The sequence below is a fragment of the Leisingera sp. ABD4_442 genome, from assembly GCF_056160905.1.
Map to the genome: position 1 here is coordinate 1 of NZ_JBSWYB010000003.1, position 13243 is coordinate 13243.

Genomic DNA, 13243 nt, shown 5'->3' on the forward strand with positions numbered 1-13243 from the left:
CAGCTGATCCAGGGCGGGCTGGACATCGTGACCGGCGGCACCGACACCCATGTGATGCTCGTGGACCTGCGTCCCAAGGGCGTCACCGGCAACATCGCCGACAAGGCGCTGGGGCGTGCCCATATCACCACCAACAAGAACGGCATCCCGTTTGACCCGGAAAAGCCCACCGTGACCTCCGGCCTGCGCCTGGGCACGCCCGCAGGCACCACCCGCGGCTTCGGCGAGGCGGAGTTCCGCCAGATCGCCGACCTGATCATCGAGGTGATCGACGGGCTGGCGGCCAACGGTGAAGAGGGCAATGCGGATGTGGAGGCCTCGGTGCGCGCCAAGGTCGCGGACCTTTGCGCCAAGTTCCCGCTGTATCCGAACCTCTAAGCCTCTCCCAGGGTTGAAAAAGAAACCGCCGCGGCCCCCAGCCGCGGCGGTTTTGCATTACCACGGCGGCTCTCCCGCGCCCCGCCGGAGCATCCCGGCTGCCCTTGCGGGCCGCCCAGCTGCCCCGGCAAGGGCCTTGGGCCCGGCAGCGCCCCTGCGGGGCGCTGCCCGCACCCCGCCGCCAGGCGCGGTGCCATGCCCAAGGCTTTGCGGACGGCCGCAGGCGGGCCGCAGAAGGGGCGGGAGCAGCAGGCGGGCGAATTGCCTTGTACAGCCTGTCCCGCGTTTGATCTAAGCAGGTCATGAACAAGATCTATCCCAACCGCACCCGGCTTCTCGAACGCCGCCTTGGCGACTGGATGCGCGCGCGCCTGCCGCTGGCGCTCAGCGAATTCATCATGTTCACCCTAAAACAAGGCTGGGCGGCCATTTTCGGCATCCTGCTGCTGGCAGGCCTGATCGTAACCACCGGGATCTGGCAACCCGGCTGGCGCCTGGCGCGCTATGACGCGCTGCTGATCTATGCGCTGGCGCTGCAGGCGCTGCTGCTCGCCACCGGTATGGAAAGCTGGCGTGAGGTTCGGGTGATCCTGCTGTTTCACCTCACGGGCACCGCGATGGAGGTATTCAAGGTGCAGGCGGGCAGCTGGAGCTACCCCGGCCAAGGCATTATCAAGCTTTATGACGTCCCGCTGTTTTCCGGCTTTATGTATGCGGCCGTCGGCTCCTACATGGCGCGGGCGATCCGGCTGTTTGACATGAGCTTTGCGCCCTACCCACCGTTCTGGACCACCGTTTTTCTGGCCGCCGCGATTTACGGCAATTTCTATGCCCATCACTATTTGCCCGATGTCCGAATGGGCTTGTTTGCAGCTACGCTGCTGCTGTTTGCCCGCACCCGGATCTGGTTCCGTATTGGTGCCAGGTGCTACTGGATGCCGCTGCCATTGGCGGCGTTCCTGTCCAGTTTCTTTTTGTGGCTGGCCGAGAATGTCGGCACCAGTACTAAGACCTGGATCTACAGTGGCCAGGCCAGCGGCGAGATGGTGAGCCTGGCAAAAATGGGATCCTGGTATCTGCTGCTTTACGTCAGTTTTGTCACCGTGACGCTGGTGTTCCGGGATGCGCTATCGCCGGCCGCCGTTCCCGTCCGGCAATTGGCAAACGCCCGCCGGTAACGGCGGGCGCACGGATCCAGCGGGCTGGCAGCACTCAGAAGTCCTTCTTCGTATCCATCAGCGCATCTTCCAGCAGTTTTTCATTGCGCGCGTCCTCAATCTTGCGGATGCGGTCCTCGCTGGAGCGGTGGTCGAAGCGGTATTTGACCACGTTGATCAGGCTCAGCGTCAGCAGCAGAACCGCCATCCCCCAGTAGCCCTTGGTCGCCAGCGGCACATCGGTCGAGAGCCACAGGGAAATCCCCAGCATGGCATAGGCAATAGCAACGCCGGCAGAGTTCAGCAGGATAATCAGTTTGTTGTCAGTGTTGTCGGTGTACATTTGTTTTCTCCGGTAAATAGAATTGTGTCAGAAAGGCTTGGCAGGAACTAACGGACAGTTCAGTTCTTGGGTTGAAGACGGCTCAGCACTTCCGCGGCGGTGCTGCGGCTGCGGGGACCAAAGCCGGCGTCAGCCAGCTCGTCGGCAATCGTGGAGTTGTTCAGTTTGCCGTCGATCTCGCGCAGGATCTCGCCCTGCTCGAAGGGGTCGTCGCGCTGCAGCACATCATGGATCAGCGCTTCGGCCTCCTCTGCCGGGCTGCTGCCGCCGGTATGGCGGCGCAGGCGGCGCTGAATATCTTGCTCGCGCCGGGTGGCCCGGGCAGCAATGGCGCCCTGCTTCAAATCGGTGATACGGCGGCTGGCGGTCTCCACCGACTGGCGCAACTGGAGGATACGGGTGTCGAGCCGGTCCAGAGTCTGGCGGCGAACCACCAGCTCGTTCTCCATTTCCGACACCACCTGGGCGGCGCTTTGGGCCAGATCCTCGCGCCCAGCCTCCAGCGCCTCGCCCGCCCGGGCCATCAGGTCGCGGACGCGCTCCTCCAGCGTGCCTATCTGGCGCTGCTCTGCCCGCTGGCGCTGGATCAGGCTGGCAAGTGTCAGCTTGGCCGCCTTCAAGTTGCCCTCAGCCTCGCGGATTTTCTGGGTGATCAGCTCGATCGAATAGGCCTCGCGCAGCTGCTCTTCCGCACGGGCACTGGCGCCGGTGATCAGGGTCTTCAGAGTGTTGAACATCATTTCCTCCGCAATCATGAACATTGTTCATGAAGACTCATGTAGCAACACCCTGAACGTCGTTCAAGTTCTTTCTTGAACAGCGTTCAAAAAATCACTTCCCGCCGATTTGCTCCAGCACCTGGGCGATCATCTGCTCAATACGCTCCGGCGGCACGCCAGAGATGCGCTGCTCCAGCCCTAAAAGCACAATGCCGTGGACAGCAGAGAACAGCGCCCGCACCATCAGCGCCGCTTCGCCTGCGTCCTTATCCGGGAACAGTTCGGCAACGGGCCGGGCGATATTAGCAAACAGGCCGTCCAGTGCGGTCAAGTACCAATCCGGCACCGCGTCTTCTGCCGTCAGACGAAGATCGAACATCGCCCGCCACAGATTGGTGTTTTCCACTGCGAAATGCAGATAGGCGTTGCTCATCAAGATCAGGTGGCGGGTGGGAGTCTCGGCGTCTGCCCCTTCGACTGACGCAGCCACCGTGGCGCCGAGTTTCTGGAAGGTGCGCCCGTTTACTGCCATGATGATGGCAGTCAGATCATCATAGGCGTTATAGATTGCCCCCAGCGCGCAGCCGGCATCCTGCGCCAAGTCGCGGGCACGCAGCGCCCCTGCCCCGTCGCGTGCGATGCGGATCTCTGCCGCTTCCACCAATTTCTGCCGCAGCGCAGCCTTGCGCGCCTCTACCTTGCCAGCCATGCCGTGCCGCCCTCTGCTTGAACCGCGTTCAAAATACTGGCAGCGGCGGCAGCGTAAAGCGGGAAATCAGATCAGGCCGCGCCATCGCAGCACCGCAATCAACAGGGCCAGCACGCAGAGAATGGAAAACGCCATACTGCCGAGCACGCCCAGCCAGAATCCCTTGCGGCGGTCCGCCAGATCGATCCTCTCAAGATGCGACTTCACCTCGCGCGCAGCGCTGCGCAGCATTTTTTCGTCGATGGTGAGCCGCAGCTTGGGGTGGTCCAGCAGCGGCAGCGCATCTGCAAGCTTCATACCCTGCCGGTACACCCGGCGGGGAATGCGGCGGCGGGTGCGCTTCAGCGCGGCAGCAAGATCTCCGCCTGCGTGCTCGCGTTCTTTCAAGAGCGCGCGGATGTCTTCGATGTCCTGGTCGAGGCTGGCGGCCATTCTGGCACTCTCCCTTTGCTGCCGTACCACCCTAGCCTGCTGCCGGGCCTGCCTCAATGGGGGTGGCAAGCCTTCGCCTAGGCAGCTATCTAGGTCTCATGCTGAACACGATCACTCATGGCTCTGCCTCCGGAAAACCGCCGCTTCTAATTGCCCATGGGCTGTATGGCTCTGCCCGCAATTGGGGAGTCATTGCCAAGCGCCTGTCGGACGAGCGGCTGGTGGTCGCGGCGGACATGCGCAACCATGGCCACAGCCCCTGGACGGACAGCCACAGCTATTCGGAACTGGCAGAGGATCTGGCGGAGGTGATCGCCGCGCATGGCGGGCAGATGGATGTGATCGGCCATTCCATGGGCGGCAAGGCAGCGATGATGCTGGCGCTGAACTACCCCGGAGCCGTGCGCCGGCTTGTGGTTGCCGACATCGCGCCAGTTTCCTACAGCCACACGCAGGCGCAATACATCCACGCCATGCGCACGGTGGATCTGGAGACAGTGGAACGCCGCCCCGAAGCGGCCGCTCAGCTGGCTGAAGCGGGGGTCGAACCGGCCCTGCAAAGCTTTTTCACCCAATCGCTGGATATCCCGAACAAGCGCTGGCGGCTGAACCTGGACACTCTGGAAGATCAAATGCCCGGAATTGTTGCCTTCCCTGAGACGGATGCCTCCTGGGCCGGGCCAGCGCTGTTCCTGTCGGGGTCCGAGTCCGACTATGTACTGCCGGAACACCGCGGCGTAATCCGCGCCCGCTTCCCTGCCGCCCGTTTTGCCAAGCTGCCCGGCGCCGGCCATTGGCTGCACGCCGAGAAGCCGCGGGAGTTCGAGGCTGCTGCGCGAGTGTTCCTGAACGCTTGACGGTCAGACGTCAGGCGCCGCGGGCATACAGCTGCTTGGCCACCAGCCAGGCAACCGGCATCCCCAGAACTGCACCAGTGGCGGCGGAGCCCAGAATGGCCGGAACCGTGCTCATGCCTGCGACCAGAACCACGATGACGCCAACGCCCGCCAGGCTGCTGCCGATCAGCGAGTAAAGAATGGATGCAAGGCGCAACATGGGGTCTCTCCTATAGCTGCCGAGTCTCTTTGCGTACTTGCATAGGGCGAGTGAATGGCTGCCGCCTTGATCAGGATCAGATGGTGCACCGATCAAAATAGGCGGCCCCAAAAGGCCGCCAGCAACTGACCTGAGGAGGAGGAACTGGTCAGCCGATTTGCACAAAAACCCGGCCGCCTTCGACTTTCACCGGGTATGTTTTGAGGTCTTCATGCACCGGCGCTGACAGCGCCTTGCCGGTGCAGATGTCAAAGCGGCCGCCGTGCAGCGGGCATTCGATGACACAGTCGATCACCAGACCGTCCTCCAGGCTCTGCTCCTCATGGGTGCACATCAGGTCAGAGGCAAAGAATCCCTTTTCGGTGTTGTAGATCGCGTAGGACTTGCCCTCGTGTTCCCAGGAGATCAGATCCTCCTCGTCGATGTCACCGGTGGCGCAGGCGTCAATCCATTGGCTCATTTTCTAGCTCCTGAAACTCTGATATTCACATGGTCCGCTGCGCGACGCGCCTTACCGGGCCGCCGTCGGTGATCATATGCGGCGCCTGGCGGATGGTCGCGGCCCTGGTCGGGCGGCCCAGCGAGCGGCGCAGCACCACAGACATCACTTCGAGGTTGGTCTTGAAGAACCCCGGGTCCGGTTCCGGCAGCTGGTCCTGCACCGCCTCGGCCAGTTTCGGCAGCGCGTGGAAAGGCACCTGCGGGTAGAGGTGGTGTTCAACGTGATTGTTCATCTTCATGTAAAGGAACTCAGCCAACCAGTTGCTGCGGAAAGAACGGGTGCTTTCCAGGATCGAGGGCGAGTTTTCCTGCAATTCCACATGCTGGATCAGGGTGAACAGCAGCATGACAGGCGCGCCCAGAACCCGCGGGATGACGATCAGCCAGACAGGCCACCAGATGCCAAAGAAGGGAGCGGCAGCAATCAGCGCATAGATGGCCAGCATGATACGCGCGTTGCGCGTCATCTTGGCAAACTCGCCTTCAGGCGTGACCATCTTCATGGTGCCGGTGTAGTGGCCCACCGCCAGATGCACAAAGACCTGCATGTGAAAGCGCAACAGCGCAAAGCCGGTGATCTCGGCCAGCCAACCGCCAAAGCCCATCGGCGTGTCGAATGGCATCTGGCTGTCCTTGCCCACCCACCAGGTGTGGGTGTGGTGGTTGGTGTGGGTGTAGCGGCGATGCAGCGGCTCCTCCATGTAGAGGAGCGATGTGATCCACAGCACCGCCTCGTTCAGCCAGCGGCTGCGGAAGGCGGTGCCATGGGCGGTTTCATGGCTGAAAGAATAGGCGGGAACGGTCAGGAAGATGCCGTGCAGCAGCATCGCGGGCCACATCCAGATTGTGCCAAGCGTGGCCCAGACCAGCGTGCCGGTGGCGGCCAGAAAGGCGATCCACTGCGCGGTATAGATCAAACCGGGCCTGTCGCTGCGGGCAGCAATGGATTTCAACGTCTTCTTGTCGAGCTTCACGCCAGAGGACGCGGCATTTGTAGGAACGTAATCAGGCATCTGGAACCTTCTGGATGGCTGAAGAGGTGTTTCGATTGGATGCAGCAAACCGCCGGGCAGCTGTCGCAACTGCCCGTGGCTTCATCGCCTGCATGGTGTGCCTGTTTTAGCTGGCGTAGTTGGAGCCTTCGTCGTCCAGGATAGCCTTCAGCTCAGCCAGGTGGCGCTCCGCCTGATCCGGGTAATCCTCCAGCTCCTGCGCGGTTTTCTCGGCGACCGCGTCGCTCAGCACCCGCAGTTTCTGGCCGGTTTGCAGCGCCCGGATATAGGTCTCAGCGGCGCGTTCGAAATAGTAGAGGCGGTTGAACGTGTCCGCGACGGTGTCGCCGATCACCAGCACCCCGTGGTTGCCCATGATCATCACCTTGACCTTGGGGTCGGTCAGCATCGAGGCGCAGCGCTCGCCTTCGCTTTCAAACGCAAGCCCGCCGAATTCACTATCGACCACATAGCGGTTGTAGAAGGTGGCGGTGTTCTGGTCGATCGGCGGCAGGGTGCTGTCGGCAAGGCAGGCCAGCACGGTGGCGTGGATCGAATGCACATGCATCACGCAGCGCGCATGCGGGCACAGCCGGTGGATCGAGCCGTGCAGGCCCCAGGCGGTCGGGTCCGGCGCGTCAGGGCGGTCCATGGTCTTGGGGTCATTGGCGTCCAGGAACAAGAGGTCAGAGGCTTTGACGCGGCTGAAATGCACCTGGTTCGGGTTCATCAGGAATTGGCTGCCATCCTCGTTCACGGCCAGGCTGAAGTGGTTCGCCACCGCCTCATGCATGTTCAGCCGTTCGGTCCAACGGAAGACCGCGGCCATGTCGACGCGCTCCTGCCAATGGGTGAGGTTCGGGCTCAGGTCCGCTTGCTTGTTCATTCTGGCGCCTCCCAAAAGTTGCTGCGCTATTGGTGCCAGCCGCAAACGCTGCTGACAAACGATTGATTCACGCGTAATGCATTAATTGAACTAATGCATAGGTCATGCGTCCATGTCTTCTTCCCGGTCCCCCTCCTCTTCCTTGCCGCCGCTCACCTGGCTGCGCGCCTTTGAGGCCAGTGCGCGGCACCTCTCCTTCACCCGCGCCGCCGGCGAGCTGAACCTGACGCAATCGGCGATCAGCCAGCATGTGAGGAGCCTCGAGAACTTCCTCGGCCGGGAACTGTTCATCCGCAAAACCCGCGCGCTGGAGCTGTCGGAGGCCGGCGCCAACTATATGCCCATCGTGCGCGAGGCCTTTGACCTGATTGCGGCCGGCACCCAGGCCTTTACCGGCGGCGATCAGGGGCGGCATCTGGTCTTGCAGTGCAACATGGCGTTCTCGGTGTTCTGGCTGTCGCCGCGCCTGCCCCGTCTGTACGAGAGGTTCCCCTGGCTGGTGCTGAACATCGTGACCCCGATCTGGGACCCGGAGCGCCATGCCAGCTCGGCCGGGACTGAAATCCGTTTCGGTCGCCCCAACGATATGTCGGCAGCGGCGATCCGGCTGACCCGCGACCGGTTCTACCCGGTCTGCGCGCCTGGCTATCAAGGGGGCACAGTGGACTTCGGCACCGCGCACTTGCTGGATTGTGCTGGCGTTACAGGATCTTGGGGCGCATGGTTCAAGTCACAGGAACAGCCCTTTGAACGCAATCACGAGATCCAGCTGGCCTCAACTTACGTGATTGCCATGACCGCGGCGGTGAATGGCGCCGGCATTTCCATGTCGCATGACACACTGGCGGGCGGGCTGCTCGAGAGCGGGCAACTTGTGAAAGCCAGCGAACACTCGGCCGAATTGCTGGAGAACTACTTCCTTCTGCCCCCGCCCAGCCATGCGAGCACGCCAGCGTCGCGGGCATTTCTGGAGTGGCTGGAAGGTGAGCTGCCGCCAGTGTGAAGCAGAACATCAGGGTCGCGCCCGACCCTGGGCGGGTGCGAAGCGCCCTCCCGTGGGGAGGGTCGGGCGCGGGCCGGGCCTTTGGCCCGCCGCTTAAGGCATTTTCAACTTTTCCAAACATCACCTGCAAATGTGCGCTATCCGCCCGCCTCTTGCGCGTTAAGCCTTCCGCGGCTATATGCGCGCCACCGGTCGCAGCCTACCCGGTCACCAAAACAAGGGTTCAAACATGAAGACTATCGTTATCTGCTCCGGCGGACTGGATTCCGTTTCGCTTGCCCATATGGTCGCTGAGGAGCATCAGCTGACCCGTCTTGTCTCTTTCGATTACGGCCAGCGCCACAAGAAAGAGCTCGACTATGCTGCCGCCGCCGCCGAACGGCTGGGCGTGCCGCATGACATCATCGACATGCGCGGCATTGGCGCAGCACTCACGGGCTCGGCCCTGACCGATGACATTGACGTGCCGGACGGCCATTACGAGGAAGAGACCATGAAGGTCACCGTGGTGCCGAACCGCAATGCCATCATGCTCACCATCGCTTATGGCATTGCCGCAGCAAACGGCGACGAAGCGGTGGCAACGGCGGTGCATGGCGGCGACCATTTCATCTATCCCGACTGCCGCCCGGCCTTCACCGAAGCGTTTGACGCCATGCAGCGGGCAGCGCTGGACGGCTATGCGGACGTGCGGCTTTACACCCCCTTTGTGCACCGTACCAAGGGCGACATCGTCACCGCCGGCGCCAAGCACAACACCCCCTTTGCAGAAACTTGGTCCTGCTACAAAGGCGGTGATGCGCACTGCGGCCGCTGCGGCACCTGTGTGGAGCGGCGCGAGGCCTTCCATCTGGCAGGTGTCGAGGATCCGACAGTTTATGCCGACCCGGATTTCTGGAAGGCGGCGATTGCAGGCAAGGATGGCGCCTGATGTTCCGGATCACCAAGGAGTTCCATTTCTCCGCCTCGCATCAGCTGACGCACCTGCCGCCCGATCATCAATGCGCCCGGCTGCACGGCCACAATTATGTGGTGGTGGTGGAGCTGGCGGCGAAGGAGCTGAACGCGGACGGTTTCGTGCGCGACTACCACGAGCTGAAGCCGCTGAAGGACTATATCGACGACAGTTTTGACCACCGGCACCTGAATCACGTGCTGGAGGGGCATTCGACGGCGGAAAACATGGCCAAGCATTTCTATAACTGGTGTCATGCGCGCTGGCCGGAAGTCGCCGCCGTGAAGGTCTCGGAAACGCCCAAAACCTGGGCGGAGTACCGGCCGTGACCCTGCGCATCGCGGAAATCTTCGGCCCCACAATCCAGGGCGAAGGCGCCCTGATCGGGGAGCCAACGGTCTTTGTGCGCGCAGGCGGCTGCGACTACCGCTGCAGCTGGTGCGACAGCCTGCATGCGGTCGACAGTGCCTACCGCCACGATTGGGCGGTGATGGCGCCCGAAGAGGTCATGAGCGAGGTGCGCCGCCTGTCCGGTGGCAAGCCGCTTACGGTGTCGATCTCCGGCGGCAACCCGGCAATCCAGGATTTCGCGCCGGTGATCGCCTACGGCAAGGCCGAGGGCTACCGCTTTGCCTGCGAGACACAAGGTTCGGTCAGCAAGCCCTGGTTTGCGGATCTCGACACGCTGGTGCTGAGCCCCAAGCCGCCCTCCAGCGGCGAGACGGTGGATTGGAAGGCTTTCGACCAATGCCTGGAGGCAGCCCAGGGCTGCGGCCAGGCGGTGATGAAGATCGTGATCTTCGATGACAAGGATTACGCCTGGGCCAAGGCCGCTGCCGAACGCCACCCGGAGCTGCCGCTGTACCTGCAGCCAGGCAACCCTGAGGTCGACCCCGATTTGCCCGTCGACCTGCAGCAGGCCACCGACCGGCTGCTGTGGCTCATCGAAAAAGTAACCGGCGACGGCTGGTTTACCCCCCGCGTCCTGCCGCAGCTGCACGTGCTGGTCTGGGGCAACAAGCGCGGCGTCTGAAAATAGGAACCCTGACATGTCTGACAGCATCTACAGCAACCTGAAGCAGCTGGGCGGCGATACCATCGTACCGCAAAGCCCGGAACAGGCGGAACTGGAGCGGGTGCAGAACCCGCAAGCCGACGTGGCCTATAATGTGCGTTTCACCGCGCCCGAGTTCACCTCGCTGTGCCCGATGACCGGACAGCCGGATTTTGCGCATCTGGTGATCGACTATGTGCCGGGCGAATGGCTGGTGGAAAGCAAGTCGCTGAAACTGTTCCTCACCTCCTTCCGCAACCACGGTGCATTCCACGAGGATTGCACGATCTCCATCGCCCGCCGCCTGGCGGATTTCCTGGAGCCGCAATGGCTGCGGATCGGCGGCTACTGGTACCCGCGCGGCGGTATTCCGATTGATGTGTTCTGGCAAACCGGCCCGATGCCCGAGGGCGTCTGGATCCCGGACCAGGGCGTACCCCCCTACCGCGGCCGCGGCTGACACAACCCAGAGCCCCCAAAAGCTTCAAAGCCTGGCAGCGCATCTGCCAGGCTTTTTCGTTTGAAATCAGATAGCCCCCGCAGCCGCACGCACGAATGGCACAGCAGGGGCACCAACTCAAAATTCAAACAATTTATCGCAAAAGTAGTTAAGATTTTAGACAATCTGCACTCTGTGGCGGCGTCAGCTGGCAATCCGGGATATCCCGGGATGTAAACTATGCGACGGGGGGAGCTACATGAATTCACTGGATTTGGGGAAAACGCTGTCGGGCTATCTGCAGGCGCTTTCGCAGGCAGGTTTGCAAGTCGAGATGTTCACGGATTTTGAGAAAGTGCCCGAAACGGCGGCCACGACGGGGCGGCAATTTCAGATGCCTGGGTTTGCAATCGAGCGAGCCGACCACACCAGGAACTCAGCCTTTTGGCTGTTCCTGCGGGACGGCGGCACCTACATCGGCGGCGCAGCCTCCATGCTGCAGGATCTGGGCCGCGAAACCCTGGCCGATTACCTGCTGCGCACGTCGCGCCACCAATTCCCCAATGATGCCGGCGGCGGAGTGGAAAGCGTTGCGGAACCGCTGGCGCGGGAGGTTAGCGGGCGGCTGGCCTATATCGGAGAGTTGAATTTCCTGCCCGGCCACCGCGGCCGGCGGGCAGAACGGCTGGAGCCCTTCATGCGGATTTTCCAGATCCTGGCGATCCAGAAATGGGACGTGGACTGGATCTATGCCTTTATCCCCGACCGCCACATGCAGGCGCGGCTGGATCTGGTCTATGGCTTCAGCCGGGCCATCCCGCGGGCGCAGAAATGGCGCGACCCGGAGCCGGAGGTGCGCAGCAGCACGGAATGGTTTGTCGGCTCCTCCCGGCTGGAGATGGAGCACATGCTGCGCAGCGACTTAGCCAAATTTGATGTCTTGTGAAAAGTTCACCACAAGCAGCTTGCCATCCGGCAGGTAAACCGGTGCCAGAACCCGCCGGTACTGACGGGTAAAACGGCGGCCGTTCAGCAGCTTCACATCAAGAGACGGGTGGGTGATCACTGGTTCGCCCCGATTGATCGCCTCGCTATGCGCCATAACCAGATCTGTGTTAATCCGGTTGCTGAATCCGTTCAGCGTGTCCCGAAGCTGATCGCTGCTGGACACTTCGAAACAGACAGAGGCCAGGCTGGCCGGGCCGGAACGGATTGGCTGGATGCGGTTCTGTTCCGGATCCGGGGGATTGAACATATCCACCTGATGCTGCAAGCGGTCGAACCCTTCCAGGCGGCCGCTGTTGGCAAACCACCAATCCAGGAAATCCTGCAGCGACACATCACAGCCGCGGTACTGGCGGGTACGGGCCGCCGCCTGCATCCGGGCATTGAGGATCTCAAACGCCTTGCGCTCTTCCGCATCTGCGCGGCGGTCTTCGAGCAACTCCAGCCCTGCCGTGTCCGACGCAAAATACTGAAACGACACCCCCAGCCCACGGGCCAGAGCATCCAATGTGCTCCAACCGATTTCGCGTTCGTTTTTCAACGCGTTGTTGAAGGTTCCGTAAGGGATCCCGCATTTCAGCGCGGCCTGCCGGTTGGACAGGTTCATATCCGCCAGAAGAACCGAGATTTTGTCGTGAATCAGCGCCATATGTGCAAAATCTTTCACATTCCGCGAAACTATTTGCACAAAAGCAACGTTACAGCAATGCAATCTTTGCGTGATCAAAACGGTTTTCGGCAAAAACCCGGCACGCTGCCGCCCCCGCTCCGAAACCTTGGGCGGGCCAGCCTTTCAGCAGGCAAACAGGTCTTTCCGAAACAACTGGTGCCCGCGGCCGGACTCGAACCGGCACGGCCATACGGCCAGGAGATTTTAAGTCTCCGGTGTCTACCATTCCACCACGCGGGCACCTTGCATCGCCACAGGATGCCTAGCCGCAGGTCTAGCGTTCTGTTTTCTGGCGGACAATCGGTAATTGGCGCCGGCCAGGAATTTTCCCGAACACCGGGCAGCACTACAACTCTGTGCCGCCGCCCGCTTTTGGCGACAGAGGGCCGCCCGGCGCCGCCAGATGACGTTCCGGCAGCCAGGGATTCAGAGCCAACGCTTCGGCAAGGGCGGTGCGTGCCTCCTCGATCCGGGACAGCCCGTAGAGCGACAGTGCCCGGCCGCTCATCGCCGCAATATGGCGCGGCGACAGTTCCAGTGCCCGGTCGAGATCCTTTAGCGCCGCCGCAAAATCCCGGGTCAGGTAATGCACAAAGGCGCGCTGATTGTATCCTTCGGCATAGTCCGGGCAGTAGGCGATCAGTTGGTTAAAGTCTTCCAGCGCCCCCAGAAAATCAAAGGCCGACCGCCGGGTCATGCCGCGGTTCAGGATTTCCTGAGCCAGTTCATCCGGCGCATCGGCCCAATATTCCCACATCCGGCTTGATATATCGCGCGCCTGGGCCTCTGTTTCGGCCGCCTGAACGTCAGCCAGCAGCCCCTCCAGCGGCGCGCTGTGATCCGGGGCGGCAGGGCAGCCGGCGGCCAAGGCGGAAACCGGGAGGGCAAAGGTCAGGCAAAGGCCAAGGCGGTGCGGGGCACGGGGCAGGACATAAACCATGCCT

At 62.1% G+C, this 13243-nt stretch carries 18 protein-coding genes, 1 tRNA gene and 1 pseudogene; 9 read left to right on the top strand and 11 right to left on the bottom strand.

Annotated features, from left to right (window positions below; translation table 11 throughout):
- Together glyA and ACXAHG_RS03665 are read left to right on the top strand one after the other, a co-directional pair.
- Window positions 1-378 (top strand): annotated as a pseudogene (gene glyA / locus ACXAHG_RS03660) (serine hydroxymethyltransferase); the annotation flags it as partial.
- Window positions 379-680: 302 nt separating this feature from the next.
- Window positions 681-1556: a DUF817 domain-containing protein gene (locus tag ACXAHG_RS03665; protein ID WP_475055935.1), complete on the top strand. Its 876-nt coding sequence runs from the start codon at window positions 681-683 to the stop codon at window positions 1554-1556.
- Window positions 1557-1590: 34 nt separating this feature from the next.
- On the opposite strand, the gene ACXAHG_RS03670 is transcribed toward ACXAHG_RS03665, so the two are convergent.
- The 4 genes from ACXAHG_RS03670 to ACXAHG_RS03685 all read right to left on the bottom strand — a co-directional run bounded on the left by ACXAHG_RS03670 (window position 1591) and on the right by ACXAHG_RS03685 (window position 3738).
- Window positions 1591-1878 carry a YiaA/YiaB family inner membrane protein gene (locus ACXAHG_RS03670; RefSeq protein ID WP_475042620.1) on the bottom strand — a complete coding sequence of 96 codons (288 nt, stop codon included), beginning with the start codon at window positions 1876-1878 and terminating at the stop codon, window positions 1591-1593.
- Between the two features lie 59 nt (window positions 1879-1937).
- Window positions 1938-2615, bottom strand: a complete 678-nt coding sequence (locus ACXAHG_RS03675; protein WP_475055936.1) for a PspA/IM30 family protein — start codon at window positions 2613-2615, stop codon at window positions 1938-1940.
- A 94-nt stretch (window positions 2616-2709) separates the two neighbouring features.
- The gene (locus ACXAHG_RS03680; protein WP_475055938.1) at window positions 2710-3306 is read right to left on the bottom strand and encodes a TetR/AcrR family transcriptional regulator; all 597 of its coding nucleotides are present in this window, start codon (window positions 3304-3306) and stop codon (window positions 2710-2712) included.
- Between the two features lie 66 nt (window positions 3307-3372).
- A complete protein-coding gene (locus ACXAHG_RS03685) occupies window positions 3373-3738 on the bottom strand; it encodes a hypothetical protein (RefSeq protein WP_475055939.1) in 366 nt (121 codons plus the stop codon).
- Window positions 3739-3836: 98 nt separating this feature from the next.
- Here ACXAHG_RS03685 and ACXAHG_RS03690 point away from each other — a divergent pair, with 98 nt between their 5' ends.
- Window positions 3837-4595 (top strand): alpha/beta fold hydrolase, encoded by a 759-nt coding sequence (locus ACXAHG_RS03690; RefSeq protein ID WP_475055940.1) that lies wholly within the window; start codon window positions 3837-3839, stop codon window positions 4593-4595.
- Window positions 4596-4605: 10 nt separating this feature from the next.
- Here ACXAHG_RS03690 and ACXAHG_RS03695 read toward each other — a convergent pair whose 3' ends face one another.
- The 4 genes from ACXAHG_RS03695 to ACXAHG_RS03710 form a co-directional block, all read right to left on the bottom strand.
- A complete protein-coding gene (locus ACXAHG_RS03695; protein ID WP_475055942.1) occupies window positions 4606-4794 on the bottom strand; it encodes a hypothetical protein in 189 nt (62 codons plus the stop codon).
- Between the two features lie 148 nt (window positions 4795-4942).
- Window positions 4943-5254 (bottom strand): non-heme iron oxygenase ferredoxin subunit, encoded by a 312-nt coding sequence (locus ACXAHG_RS03700; protein WP_475055943.1) that lies wholly within the window; start codon window positions 5252-5254, stop codon window positions 4943-4945.
- A gap of 25 nt (window positions 5255-5279) precedes the next feature.
- Window positions 5280-6308 (bottom strand): fatty acid desaturase, encoded by a 1029-nt coding sequence (locus ACXAHG_RS03705; RefSeq protein ID WP_475055944.1) that lies wholly within the window; start codon window positions 6306-6308, stop codon window positions 5280-5282.
- 106 nt (window positions 6309-6414) lie between these two features.
- Entirely contained in the window at window positions 6415-7173 is a 759-nt protein-coding gene (locus ACXAHG_RS03710) for a class II aldolase and adducin N-terminal domain-containing protein (protein WP_475042605.1), read from the bottom strand.
- A gap of 112 nt (window positions 7174-7285) precedes the next feature.
- On the opposite strand from ACXAHG_RS03710, the gene ACXAHG_RS03715 reads away from it, so the two are divergent.
- The 6 genes from ACXAHG_RS03715 to ACXAHG_RS03740 all read left to right on the top strand — a co-directional run bounded on the left by ACXAHG_RS03715 (window position 7286) and on the right by ACXAHG_RS03740 (window position 11570).
- The gene (locus ACXAHG_RS03715; RefSeq protein ID WP_475055946.1) at window positions 7286-8176 is read left to right on the top strand and encodes a LysR family transcriptional regulator; all 891 of its coding nucleotides are present in this window, start codon (window positions 7286-7288) and stop codon (window positions 8174-8176) included.
- A gap of 229 nt (window positions 8177-8405) precedes the next feature.
- The gene (gene queC, locus ACXAHG_RS03720; RefSeq protein ID WP_475042602.1) at window positions 8406-9107 is read left to right on the top strand and encodes a 7-cyano-7-deazaguanine synthase QueC; all 702 of its coding nucleotides are present in this window, start codon (window positions 8406-8408) and stop codon (window positions 9105-9107) included.
- The gene (queD, locus tag ACXAHG_RS03725) at window positions 9107-9460 is read left to right on the top strand and encodes a 6-carboxytetrahydropterin synthase QueD (RefSeq protein WP_475042601.1); all 354 of its coding nucleotides are present in this window, start codon (window positions 9107-9109) and stop codon (window positions 9458-9460) included. The genes queC and queD overlap by 1 nt, the downstream gene beginning before the upstream one ends.
- On the top strand, window positions 9457-10164 hold the full coding sequence (gene queE, locus ACXAHG_RS03730; protein ID WP_475055947.1) for a 7-carboxy-7-deazaguanine synthase QueE: 708 nt from the start codon (window positions 9457-9459) through the stop codon (window positions 10162-10164). Before queD ends, queE begins: the two co-directional genes overlap by 4 nt.
- Window positions 10165-10180: 16 nt before the next feature.
- Entirely contained in the window at window positions 10181-10645 is a 465-nt protein-coding gene (gene queF, locus ACXAHG_RS03735) for a preQ(1) synthase (protein WP_475042599.1), read from the top strand.
- A gap of 238 nt (window positions 10646-10883) precedes the next feature.
- The gene (locus ACXAHG_RS03740; protein WP_475042598.1) at window positions 10884-11570 is read left to right on the top strand and encodes a hypothetical protein; all 687 of its coding nucleotides are present in this window, start codon (window positions 10884-10886) and stop codon (window positions 11568-11570) included.
- On the opposite strand, the gene ACXAHG_RS03745 is transcribed toward ACXAHG_RS03740, so the two are convergent.
- From ACXAHG_RS03745 to ACXAHG_RS03755, 3 genes are all read right to left on the bottom strand, one after another.
- Window positions 11547-12296, bottom strand: coding sequence for a helix-turn-helix domain-containing protein (locus tag ACXAHG_RS03745; protein ID WP_475055949.1), 750 nt, complete (start codon window positions 12294-12296; stop codon window positions 11547-11549). The genes ACXAHG_RS03740 and ACXAHG_RS03745 overlap by 24 nt on opposite strands.
- A 157-nt stretch (window positions 12297-12453) precedes the next feature.
- Window positions 12454-12539 (bottom strand) — tRNA-Leu (locus tag ACXAHG_RS03750).
- A gap of 106 nt (window positions 12540-12645) precedes the next feature.
- Window positions 12646-13239 (bottom strand): tetratricopeptide repeat protein, encoded by a 594-nt coding sequence (locus tag ACXAHG_RS03755; protein ID WP_475055950.1) that lies wholly within the window; start codon window positions 13237-13239, stop codon window positions 12646-12648.
- Window positions 13240-13243 lie beyond the last annotated feature (4 nt).

Bases quoted from the DNA above. Each gene is read 5' to 3' on its own strand.
- ACXAHG_RS03665 (WP_475055935.1), top strand. From the start codon at position 681: ATGAACAAGATCTATCCCAACCGCACCCGGCTTCTCGAACGCCGCCTT.
- ACXAHG_RS03670 (WP_475042620.1), bottom strand. From the start codon at position 1,878: ATGTACACCGACAACACTGACAACAAACTGATTATCCTGCTGAACTCT.
- ACXAHG_RS03675 (WP_475055936.1), bottom strand. From the start codon at position 2,615: ATGTTCAACACTCTGAAGACCCTGATCACCGGCGCCAGTGCCCGTGCG.
- ACXAHG_RS03680 (WP_475055938.1), bottom strand. From the start codon at position 3,306: ATGGCTGGCAAGGTAGAGGCGCGCAAGGCTGCGCTGCGGCAGAAATTG.
- ACXAHG_RS03685 (WP_475055939.1), bottom strand. From the start codon at position 3,738: ATGGCCGCCAGCCTCGACCAGGACATCGAAGACATCCGCGCGCTCTTG.
- ACXAHG_RS03690 (WP_475055940.1), top strand. From the start codon at position 3,837: ATGCTGAACACGATCACTCATGGCTCTGCCTCCGGAAAACCGCCGCTT.
- ACXAHG_RS03695 (WP_475055942.1), bottom strand. From the start codon at position 4,794: ATGTTGCGCCTTGCATCCATTCTTTACTCGCTGATCGGCAGCAGCCTG.
- ACXAHG_RS03700 (WP_475055943.1), bottom strand. From the start codon at position 5,254: ATGAGCCAATGGATTGACGCCTGCGCCACCGGTGACATCGACGAGGAG.
- ACXAHG_RS03705 (WP_475055944.1), bottom strand. From the start codon at position 6,308: ATGCCTGATTACGTTCCTACAAATGCCGCGTCCTCTGGCGTGAAGCTC.
- ACXAHG_RS03710 (WP_475042605.1), bottom strand. From the start codon at position 7,173: ATGAACAAGCAAGCGGACCTGAGCCCGAACCTCACCCATTGGCAGGAG.
- ACXAHG_RS03715 (WP_475055946.1), top strand. From the start codon at position 7,286: ATGTCTTCTTCCCGGTCCCCCTCCTCTTCCTTGCCGCCGCTCACCTGG.
- queC (WP_475042602.1), top strand. From the start codon at position 8,406: ATGAAGACTATCGTTATCTGCTCCGGCGGACTGGATTCCGTTTCGCTT.
- queD (WP_475042601.1), top strand. From the start codon at position 9,107: ATGTTCCGGATCACCAAGGAGTTCCATTTCTCCGCCTCGCATCAGCTG.
- queF (WP_475042599.1), top strand. From the start codon at position 10,181: ATGTCTGACAGCATCTACAGCAACCTGAAGCAGCTGGGCGGCGATACC.
- ACXAHG_RS03740 (WP_475042598.1), top strand. From the start codon at position 10,884: ATGAATTCACTGGATTTGGGGAAAACGCTGTCGGGCTATCTGCAGGCG.
- ACXAHG_RS03755 (WP_475055950.1), bottom strand. From the start codon at position 13,239: ATGGTTTATGTCCTGCCCCGTGCCCCGCACCGCCTTGGCCTTTGCCTG.